General features: G+C 37.2%; 9 protein-coding genes and 2 pseudogenes. 8 read left to right on the forward strand and 3 right to left on the reverse strand.

Annotated features, from left to right (window positions below; all coding sequences use genetic code 11):
* Positions 1–1,349: 1,349 nt before the first annotated feature.
* Entirely contained in the window at positions 1,350–1,622 is a 273-nt protein-coding gene (locus F6K13_RS05470; RefSeq protein WP_205127492.1) for a hypothetical protein, read from the reverse strand.
* Between the two features lie 221 nt (positions 1,623–1,843).
* On the reverse strand, positions 1,844–2,038 hold the full coding sequence (locus F6K13_RS05475; RefSeq protein ID WP_205127493.1) for a hypothetical protein: 195 nt from the start codon (positions 2,036–2,038) through the stop codon (positions 1,844–1,846).
* A gap of 492 nt (positions 2,039–2,530) precedes the next feature.
* Between F6K13_RS05475 and F6K13_RS05480 the strand changes: the two are divergent.
* Both F6K13_RS05480 and F6K13_RS34915 read left to right on the forward strand, forming a co-directional pair.
* Positions 2,531–2,827 (forward strand): annotated as a pseudogene (locus F6K13_RS05480) (hypothetical protein); the annotation flags it as partial.
* Positions 2,828–3,214: 387 nt separating this feature from the next.
* Entirely contained in the window at positions 3,215–3,664 is a 450-nt protein-coding gene (locus F6K13_RS34915; RefSeq protein ID WP_375340655.1) for a hypothetical protein, read from the forward strand.
* Positions 3,665–4,986: 1,322 nt separating this feature from the next.
* Here F6K13_RS34915 and F6K13_RS34920 read toward each other — a convergent pair.
* A pseudogene (locus F6K13_RS34920) lies at positions 4,987–5,601 on the reverse strand (DUF4912 domain-containing protein); the annotation flags it as partial.
* A gap of 1,747 nt (positions 5,602–7,348) precedes the next feature.
* On the opposite strand from F6K13_RS34920, the gene F6K13_RS05495 reads away from it, so the two are divergent.
* The 6 genes from F6K13_RS05495 (at position 7,349) to F6K13_RS05515 (ending at position 10,231) form a co-directional block, all read left to right on the forward strand.
* Positions 7,349–7,528 carry a hypothetical protein gene (locus tag F6K13_RS05495; protein WP_192901178.1) on the forward strand — a complete coding sequence of 60 codons (180 nt, stop codon included), beginning with the start codon at positions 7,349–7,351 and terminating at the stop codon, positions 7,526–7,528.
* A gap of 805 nt (positions 7,529–8,333) precedes the next feature.
* Complete coding sequence (locus tag F6K13_RS05500) at positions 8,334–8,456, forward strand: DUF4277 domain-containing protein (protein ID WP_124146637.1); 123 nt, start codon at positions 8,334–8,336, stop codon at positions 8,454–8,456.
* Positions 8,457–8,484: 28 nt separating this feature from the next.
* Entirely contained in the window at positions 8,485–8,565 is an 81-nt protein-coding gene (locus F6K13_RS34925; protein ID WP_353734828.1) for a hypothetical protein, read from the forward strand.
* Between the two features lie 213 nt (positions 8,566–8,778).
* Positions 8,779–9,228: an IS1634 family transposase gene (locus F6K13_RS05505; RefSeq protein ID WP_124146639.1), complete on the forward strand. Its 450-nt coding sequence runs from the start codon at positions 8,779–8,781 to the stop codon at positions 9,226–9,228.
* A gap of 489 nt (positions 9,229–9,717) precedes the next feature.
* Positions 9,718–9,882 carry a hypothetical protein gene (locus F6K13_RS05510; RefSeq protein WP_161564659.1) on the forward strand — a complete coding sequence of 55 codons (165 nt, stop codon included), beginning with the start codon at positions 9,718–9,720 and terminating at the stop codon, positions 9,880–9,882.
* 28 nt (positions 9,883–9,910) lie between these two features.
* Positions 9,911–10,231 (forward strand): hypothetical protein, encoded by a 321-nt coding sequence (locus F6K13_RS05515; RefSeq protein WP_124146640.1) that lies wholly within the window; start codon positions 9,911–9,913, stop codon positions 10,229–10,231.
* Positions 10,232–10,415: the final 184 nt, after the last annotated feature.

A 10,415-nucleotide genomic window follows, 5' to 3' on the forward strand; every position in this document is an offset into this window, starting at 1 on the left:
TTAGTTATAACTTATCAGTAAGTGCTTCAGCATTTAGACTTTATTTCCCAATGAGCCACTAAGGGAAGACTGTCGCGGAGAACAGCGGTACAACCACGCGTCGGCGAAGCACATTAGCTCCTCTATCAGAAGCTAGAAGCAAGTTGTCACAGGAGGTTTTTCGATAAGTATACAAATAGATTTGATATAACATAATAAAACTTAGTACTTGACTCAATTCAACCTAAAACCTAACACTTAATACCAAATTCAAAAAAGGTCGCTACAGTATTAATCTCAAAACTCCTACCAACAGAATAAAGCACTGTAACAGTATTTTTTGAAAATGGTATAACATCTTCTTACTTATGGTTCCACTTCCGGCTATAAACGCTCTAATTGATAACGCCAAACTGCCAAAGTTTTTTCACGACCTTCTGAATTCATATCTATTTTTCCCATTAAACCTTCTGTATAAAAGCGTTCTAAAGTTTGCATGGTTACTTCTAAAGTTTGTCCTTTAAATTTTGCTGCTTAATTACTTCGACAATCCGATTTTCTATTACTTCATTAAAATAGCTATAGATACCTTGTTCTTTTAAATCAAGCAATCTTTGAACCCACATTTTCACTACAAAATGTAGTATGTAAAAGCCAGAAAGTTTGAGTAAGTATTTAGACTTAATAAAAAAATCTGGCGTTGCTGAATTGAGCTATGAATTTGTTAATGGTACTTAGACATTTTATGGTCGAAAAATGGCTAAGAGTCAGTCTAGGCAAGGGAATTACGTCAACCCCCTAAAAAGAGCTGGAACCCTTGTTAGTTAAGGATTTATACCTTTTTGAAATAAAACTCTCTACCTGTATATATTTGAAGCTATTTTATTTTATCACTCTATTTTGTGTAAGTCCCATTAAACTGAAGTACCCGAATACTTCAGATAGCAATCGCTATTCAGAGGAAAATTTGCTCACGGGGTGACAAGCACTTCAAAAACATTGTTAGATAGGGGTTTAAAGGCTATAGGTGAGTGTTAAAATGTGAGAGAATTTGTATAGCTACAATCCTTACAGAACAAGGTTTTTGGGGAATTTTTAAGTTATAAAGCGACAAGTCTATTAAATATTATTTAACATTGACAGAGCTTTTCATCCCCTTTGATAATTCAACTTTTTCATCCGATTAAAATTGATCATATCTGTGACAAGTTCAACTAAATATTCCCCAGCTATGACCCACAATTCACAATTGCATTCCTACCCAAAAATTGCTATGTCTTCTATCTTTTCGTCCCAGCTGTGTTAATCTACAAATATAATTTTGATCCCCAGATTTTTTGATGAGTTTACCTTGATCAAATGAAGCTGTATCAGCACTCTTCGATAAGTAAAGTTAAATTGGTCAGACGTTGTGTATTAGCTCGACTACCTTCTAGATTATATCCCCCTGTTTGACAATCTTTAAACATAGCCTCAATGCTCATTCGAGAGGGATAAATTCTGAGAACTTCATCTAAATTATCAATATTTGTCAATAAATACCAAGGTTCTTTTTCCATCTTATTTTTATATTTTCTTTTCCAATAAGCAACTAAATTAAAACCTCCAAATCCTTTGTAATCAGTGAGATTAATGTGACTCAAAAATATTTTGGTTCCTGGAGATACAGGTAAATTCCGATTGGGGCTGGTATTTTTGACGAGTTTTTCTATAGGTAGTATCTTGTTTTTGTCGGAAGATCAAATTAATTTTTGGAGTTCTATCTCTAACTTTTAGCCAGTGACATAACTCTACATCGTGTTAGCGGAGCTTTGCGTTAGCAAAATTCCCCCTGTCCAATAACCACCAGTTTATATTTTTTTAATCACCGTAAAACTGATTTAATAAGTGCCTTTTGCTCCGCTAAATTAGTAGAGCCTTTTTGGAGCAAAACTTGCAAGTAAATAGGTAATGCTCTTTTTTTGTAGATAGTGGCTATCACGAAGATATGATGATTTTTCCATTGTCTTCTATCTATAGTTAAAATTAATTGACTACCATCAACAAATTCTCGACTCATAATCATCATGATCATTGGAAACCAAAACAATGGAAGGCTCAAAGAAAATAATGTTAAAAATCTTTGTATATGTTTTCGACTACTTTCATATGTGATTGGTAAAGGAAAACAACCAGAAATGCCTTTATATTTTGACAGTTTTCTGTACCGTTAATCACCAAACTAAAATTTTTAAAGTTTGGACTTGAGTATCACTCCAGGATTGTTGAAAATATGACTCATACAATAATGAAAATTGCATTTGGTTGGTCTATTTATGTAAGTGGATCGACTTTTTCTACCATAAAATGTGAGTGATGACTACCATCAACAATTGAGATAAAAATCAACTTGAATTGGGGGAGAAGGGATTGGTAGGCTTCACGTGCCAACCCCTTCTCTAAAAATGATGATCATTATTATTGAGGAAAAATCCAGATTTTATACAGAGGTATAATCATTGAAACTATTGCCCCACAATAGGTTTGAGGTGCTTGTCACCCCCTGAGCCAGACTCAACAATTAGAGGGAACTAATGGGATTGTCAGACAGCAGATAGGTCGGTGACATCGCACCCCAGAATAAATTTGGTCAGGTCTGGGAACAGATAAAGATCACAGTTAGGTTGGCGTTTGCGGAGCGTGGCATCAGGCGTATCGCCTACTTTAATTGGATTTGGGTTCATAGTCCCAATCACAATACTGCTGCCCAAAGAGCTGGGTTAGGATTCGCGGAGGATACCGTCAGCAGTATCGCTCCTTGGAAGTGGAATGAGCTGATACCTATCCCACACTTTGCGCTCTGCACTAACCAGTTATAAGGGCGATCGCTTTACCTTACAAAACTTTACAAACACTTTTTTAGCAAGGTATAAATGAGCGATCGCTACTTATACCTTAGCTATCAATAGTTAAACTGCTGATTTTTCATCTTACCCATTCCAAAACAGCTTCTTGCTTTGTATTAGTGCGACGTTCGGGGGTTTCACGAGCGAACTTCATGTGTATAGAACGGTTTTGTTCGCCATCCACTGCCACTGCCATGATAGGATAATCAATTAAACCATCAGGGAAGGCCATCTGGAAACGGAAAGTACCATCAGAATTGAGTTTAATAGGTCGTCCACCAATAGTGACAGTAGCATCTGGTTCCGTTGCACCGTGAATAATAAGTTCGGCATCAGCAACTAACCAGAACTTGCGGGGACGAACTGGTGGCATAGAAGCAGCAACACCAGACATATTCATGCCCATACCAGAAGCAGTTAAACCTACCCCTGACATATTCATGCCCATACCAGAAGCAGTTAAACCTACCCCTGACATATTCATGCCCATACCAGAAGCAGTTAAACCTACCCCTGACATACTCATACCCATGCCCGAAGCAGTTAAACCTACCCCTGAAGCAGTTAAACCTAGACCTGACATACTCATACCCATGCCCGAAGCAGTTAAACCTACCCCTGAAGCAGTTAAACCCATGCCCGAAGCAGTTAAACCTACACCAGACATAGTTTTACCTAACCCCGACATATTCATGCCCATACCGGAAGCAGTTAAGCCTACCCCTGAAGTTGTTAAACCTAACCCTGACATATTCATGCCCATACCGGAAGCAGTTAAACCTACACCAGACATAGTTTGACCTAACCCTGACATATTCATGCCCATACCAGAAGCAGTTAAGCCTACCCCTGAAGTTGTTAAACCTAGACCTGACATATTCATGCCCATACCGGAAGCAGTTAAACCGACACCGGACATAGTTTGACCTACCCCCGAAGCAGTTAAACCGACACCAGACATAGTTTGACCTAGACCTGACATATTCATGCCCATACCGGAAGCAGTTAAACCGACACCGGACATAGTTTGACCTACCCCCGAAGCAGTTAAACCGACACCAGACATAGTTTGACCTAACCCTGACATATTCATGCCCATACCGGAAGCAGTTAAACCGACACCGGACATAGTTTGACCTACCCCCGAAGCAGTTAAACCGACACCAGACATAGTTTGACCTAACCCGGAAGCAGTTAAACCTACCCCTGACATGGTTTGACCTACACCAGACATATTTATGGCCATGCCAGAAGCGGTTAAACCTACACCAGACATATTCATCCCCATGCCAGAAGCAGTTAAACCGACACCAGACATGGTTTGACCTACCCCCGAAGCAGTTAAACCGACACCAGACATATTCATGCCCATGCCCGAAGCAGTTAGACCAACACCAGACATGGTTTGACCTACCCCCGAAGCAGTTAGACCAACACCAGACATGGTTTGACCTACACCAGACATATTCATGCCCATACCGGAAGCAGTTAAACCGACACCGGACATAGTTTGACCTACACCAGACATATTCATGCCCATGCCCGAAGCAGTTAAACCGACACCAGACATGGTTTGACCTACCCCCGAAGCAGTTAAACCTACTCCTGAAGTTGTTAAACCTACACCAGACATATTGATGCCCACACCAGACATAGTTTGACCTACCCCCGAAGCAGTTAAACCCACACCAGACATAGTTTGACCTACCCCCGAAGCAGTTAAACCTACACCAGACATAGTTTGACCTACCCCCGAAGCAGTTAAACCTACACCAGACATGGTTTGACCTACCCCCGAAGCAGTTAAACCTACACCAGACATGGTTTGAGTAGCTCCAGAGATATTGCCACCAGATGACCACATCCCTACACCTGATGCCATAGTATAGGAACTGACTCCTTCTTCAATCATTTGGCCTGAACCAGGAACCATTTGAATAGAGCCAAACATAGAACCAGCAATCCTTTGATTCTCGACTTCAGCTATGCCGAACATCTCTTCATAAATATCATCGGGACGATCGTGAAAAGTAATTTTGCGACTAGCAGGAACCAGTTCCATAAAGGTTTTCCCACGTAAATCTTCATCCCAACTTACTGTAATGAATTGGTCATCAATCCAATCTGAGGGATAAACTGGTGGAATATGCACTCGCTCAGAACTAGCTAAAACTAACCACCGACCATCAGCACATCGATACCCTATTTCCACAACATAGTCGCGATCGCTTACTGGAATTGGTATGTACCATTCACGAGCTAATTCATCACAAGGATATTCCTGAATGCTGTGGGGACTTTGGTAGCTTAATTTGATGTCAGTTACATCATAGATACGCAGCGCTAACTGCTGTCCCCCCTGACGACGTAACTTTTCTTTCTGTCCATTAGGAATATCCCAATAGGCGTAGGCCCACTCTGGATCTCGTGGCATTAAAACTATTCGGCTTTTAGTATACCCATTGGGTAAATCTGTTAAACCTTCATCAATGGATGAAAGAAAATCATCATTTTTGTTTTCTTGCCCTAACTCAAATTTTTTTGCTTCCACCTCTTCTTGTGTTTCTAATGCTGAAGGTGGAGCGGATGAGGTATGGCTAATACCTTGAGCTTCCATCACTGATGCCAGTAGTTGTGCTTTACGCATTCTGCTGTAACGAGATATACCTAGCTCACTAGCGACTTTGCGTAGTTGTCTCAAAGTCATCTCTTCTAAGGGTGGACGTTCTTGAACCATTCTGTATGTTCTCCTTTTTTTTGACAGTGTTTAGTATTTCATTTCCCAAAACTTAACAGGAAATTACATCTAATTTTCTTGTTTTTTTGAAGGACTCTTTTTCCCGATCCAACAAATACTTGAAGGCTCTTAAGAGTTTCGAGATATATAGAAACGATCAGAACAGCATTTTTTTGGGATCACCGGGATCGCCTTTAAATGTATATCTTGCAGAATATTTTAGATTTGGTCAAGAGTGCTTACTTAAAGATTATGAGTATACATACGGGTTTATAGGCAATTCTGGAGTTCTAATGTTACGGTTTCTTAACATTACTGATGTTATAATAAATCATAATATTATCAATTAATAAATATATCTTATAATTATACTAAAAATTACTAATAAATATTCTGATTAAAAGTGGCAGAAGTTTGAAGCAATCCATAGATTTAATGTAGGCGTTGCATAAATGTGCTTGGGATTTTATATGATGTCCGGTTGAACAGTTATAAATAAATAACGACGGAGGAGTCAGTCCTCAGTCCTCAGTTCTCAGTCCTCAGGAGGGAAGACAGAAGAAGGAAGAAGAACAACAGGAGAAGAAGGAGAAAGTTTTTTATCACTAATTATCCGCACATGATATTAATAGTTTTGTGGAAGTGGAATGGGTATCTTGCCCGTTCCCGTTCCTGATATTTACAAAAGCAGAGTGTGGGGAGAGTGGGAAATTTGGGAGGAATAATTGTATCTGTATCTGTTCTGTGCTTGTCTGTCTTTTGTGTTAAATTTTTGGCGTTGCTGAGTGGTAATGATTTTTAGATTAAGTATCAACGCAAAACATAAGTTTTTCAATTTTACCTTCAGCTAATAGACATCTCCAAGAATAAAAAATCAATATCTATATCCCAAAGAAATTATCAATTTTTTACCCCTACAGCAAAGCTGCCTACTGCCTACTCCTTATGCGTGGTGGAGATGTCTAATTATCATTACATTTAAGCAACGCCAAATTTTTGGTAACTCCAGCTCAAAAGTAGGCACTTTTTTTCGCTCAAAAAAGGCTAAAACTTTTATATTTCAGTACTTTGATATTAGATCGGTAATCCCTAATTATTAATTATTATTTATTAATTGTTGAACCGTTCCTGATATGGCAATGAGCGCTCAGGTATTTACAATGTTCAGCTCACAGTACAGCCTGGAAAAGGTTTACAAAAAATAATGTGTAAATATGCCAGCGCACATTGCTATATTTTCACTCCTTGGCAGGATACCCACCCCACTTATATTTCCATTCGTCCCTCAGCAATGCCGATGTAATGTAAATAGGGTTTGCAGCAAAAAGTATGAGTAGTAGGGGTAGGAGACAGCTATACTGGAGACAGCTATACTGGAGGAACAGGGAATGAGCGAGGAGGTAGGAGTAAGAATTTTCCCAAGCAAGATTGTTCTGCCATAATCATCCCAAAATACTAGCTTTATGCAGTTGGTATCCACCGAAAAGCTGGTACTTTTTTAGAACAAAAAATGCTAAAAACAATATCAGTTAATGCTTTAATATTTAATCAGCAAGCCCTAAATATTTAGCTGTCAGCTATCAGCTTATTGCCTTGTAGGAGGTAAAGCTGTTCCCTAATTAATGCCGATGTAATGTAGGTATTTAGATGTCAGTTATCAGCTTATTGCCTTGTCAAGAAAGAATAGCTCAGTTGTGCTATGGATATGGAATAATATTTATAGAAACACTAAGAGAGTTATACAAGTATGGCTTCATTTTTAGATGGTGACTGTCTATCTAATTATGCTGAAAAACCCAATGATTGGAAACCATCAGGAAAAAGAATAAAGCGTCGTTTGTATAGGAGTGGTAATAATTGTTTTGTGAATGCAGACTGTAATAGACATCTCCAAAAATACTCAAACGCCTATCTTAACTATCTTTAGTGGAGCGATAGCGTAGGCTTAACCGGAGGCGACCGCTACTCATTAAAATAGTTAACTTGTACGGTTTTATGGTTATCAGAAATACTTTGTGTTACTAATCTAAATAATTGCACTTTGATTTCTTATTTTTATCTCAATTTTTTATGATTTTTACTAATATAAATTAACCTATTATTAATCGGATAATACCACATATTTTCAAGATTACTTTTTGATAATTATTATCTTTTAATCTCAATCTTTCTCTAGGAACTCCAAATATTTTAATTAATCTTATTACATGGTCTACAAATCTTCTATTTTTGGCTTTTTATTGATTTTCTTCTTTGATTTATGGTGACATTTCTTTTTTTATTGGCTTCTTTTTTGGTGTAGTTGTTCTCTCTACTCCTTCATCAGCTTTATCTCCTTGATATTTTTGTTTTTTATCAAAATTATGCTGTTGTTCTCTTAATATATTTACATCACTTACCGAATCATTAATAATTAATAATTAAATAATTCGCGCCTTGAAGCCGACTCTTTTAAGGGGGAAAAAAAGACAATCTTCCTTATATTCAATTCCGTAACGGTTTTAACCCAGATTCCGCACTTCAAAATGTAGTACAAAAATACCGTAAGAAAGCGATGTAGCTGCCGCACTTGCTCCGCCAACGCAATTAATTAAGTATTAATACTGGCATCACCAGAAAATTGAAAAATATTTTTAGTAAAAATACTGAGGTACATCAAGAACAATGCATGAGAGTTTTTATGTAAAAATTACTCCGAAAGTTGGAAAAGGTAAAAACAAGAAAAATGGAGCGTGGAAATCAAAAATTTAGACCACTTGGGGCTAGTAGCTGGAATAATTGATGAAATAGGAATAGTTGATAAAATTAATGAATTAATAGAAGAGAAAAAGACGGAGAAAATCAGTGCATCTTAATGTAGTAAAAGCCATGATTTTAAATGGTATGGGATTAGTATCGTCCCCCCTATATATATTCAAGGATTTCTTTGAAGGAAAGGCGGTGGAACATTTACGCTGGAATTGAAGTAAAAGTAGAGTATTTGAATGACGACAAATTATTGTTGAGTTTTAGACAAAATCCATGAGATTGGGTTAAATCAAATATTTGTTTTTATCGTACTAGAAATTATTAAAAAATATCAATTAAATCTAGAAACAGTTCACTTAGACTCAAGCAGTTTTCATCATCGGGTCGAATATAACAATTCAGGAGAACATCAAACCATAAAAATTACTTATGGGTATTCACTCTTACCATCGGCCAGATTTAAAACAATTTCTGATGGAATTAATCTGTACGAATGATGGAGATGTGCCTTTATGGATGAATATTTGTGACGGCAATGAATCAGATCAAAAGCAATTTGGTGGGGCGATGATAGAGCTTAAAAAACAACTGCAATTTGACAGCTTAATGGTAGCATATAGCTCCTTTTACACCCAAGAAAATCTACAAATAGTCAATAAATTGAAGTGGTCTCCTCGAGTACCATTAACAGTAAAAGCAGCTACTGTTTTAGTTAAGTCTGTGGAAAGCAACGATTTAATTATGAGTAAAATACCGGGATATAATTATGTTGAAATAAAAAAAAATTATGCAGCAGTAGAACAAAGATGGTTATTAGTTGAAAGTCAAAAAAGAAGAGAGTCAGATTTAAAAAATCTAGAGAAAAGAATTCACCCATGATGGGGAAGCTTCTCAAAAAAAACTCCGAGAATTAAAATCTCAGGAATTTGGCTGTGTTGCGGATGCAAAAAAAGCAGCCTAACGCCTTTTAAAGGTGTCTAAATACCATGAACTTACCGACTTGAAAATCATCAAGGTTAACAAGTCTAAAACTCCTAATTCCCAGGACTATAAAGGTAAGCATTTCCTGCGGAATGCTGCGCAAACAGCAGTCAGCTATCAACTATCAGCTTGATTACTTTTAAAGCATAAAAAAGCAATTTTATCAAAGCTTCAGAGTACGAATATGTGGTGGAGAATGTAGTAGAAATTAAATGAATGCTTGCTTTATTCATTAGACATCTCCAATAATCAAAAATCCAATTAATCGAATCACAGCAATTATCAATTCTTTCCCCCTCCATACCTACTCCCTATGAATGGAGGAGATATCTATTAAAAAGCTGATAGCTGACCGCTAATAGCTGTTTGCGCAGCAGTCCGCAGGAAATGCTTACCTATAAAGTAGAAGCTACAGTAGCTATTTGTGCAGAAAAAGTAAGTCTTGAAAAACGAAGTGCCGGAGGATTTATTTTGGCAACTAATGTTTTAAATTACGAAGAATTAACTGGGGAAGAAATGCTTTCTAAATACAAAGATCAGCAGTCAGTATAACGGGGTTTTCGTTTCCTATGCATACCCGATGTTTTTAACTGATAGTGTCTTTCTTAAATCTCCAAAACCCATTGAAGCTTTGGGATTAATTTGGAGAGTGTGTTTATTAGTTTATACCTTGGGACAAAGAGAACTTCGCCAAACTTTAAAAAGGATGAAAACTGGAGTTAAAAATCAGTTAGGTCGCCTCACAGATAGACCAACTCTACGATGGATATTTCAGTGTTTTCAATCGGTTCACGTCTTCTATCTTCAGGAGGTTAAACAAATATCTAATTTAACTAATGAACGATTACATTTACTTAAGTTTTTTCCCCAATCTTGTCAGGATTATTATCTCCTTATTTAAGGGCAAATTTAGTTTTTCTCGCACTTTAAAATTTTTAATAGATAGGTCTTTTTTTCCAAGAGTCAAATTTTACATAAAATTTTGGAGACGTAATAAAAATTCTCTTCTCAAGATACAGCCTATTTCAGATTAGTAAGGTACACCAGTCGCAGGCAAGATGCCTACACTACAAATACTTTACCAT

The sequence above is a fragment of the Okeania sp. SIO2B9 genome, from assembly GCF_010672505.1.
GTDB classification, from domain to species: domain Bacteria; phylum Cyanobacteriota; class Cyanobacteriia; order Cyanobacteriales; family Microcoleaceae; genus Okeania; species Okeania hirsuta.

Coding starts and splice junctions, on each gene's coding strand:
- F6K13_RS05475 (WP_205127493.1), bottom strand. CDS start 2,038: ATGAGTCGAGAATTTGTTGATGGTAGTCAATTAATTTTAACTATAGAT.
- F6K13_RS05495 (WP_192901178.1), top strand. CDS start 7,349: ATGGCTTCATTTTTAGATGGTGACTGTCTATCTAATTATGCTGAAAAA.
- F6K13_RS34925 (WP_353734828.1), top strand. CDS start 8,485: ATGGGATTAGTATCGTCCCCCCTATATATATTCAAGGATTTCTTTGAA.
- F6K13_RS05505 (WP_124146639.1), top strand. CDS start 8,779: ATGGGTATTCACTCTTACCATCGGCCAGATTTAAAACAATTTCTGATG.
- F6K13_RS05510 (WP_161564659.1), top strand. CDS start 9,718: ATGCTTACCTATAAAGTAGAAGCTACAGTAGCTATTTGTGCAGAAAAA.
- F6K13_RS05515 (WP_124146640.1), top strand. CDS start 9,911: ATGTTTTTAACTGATAGTGTCTTTCTTAAATCTCCAAAACCCATTGAA.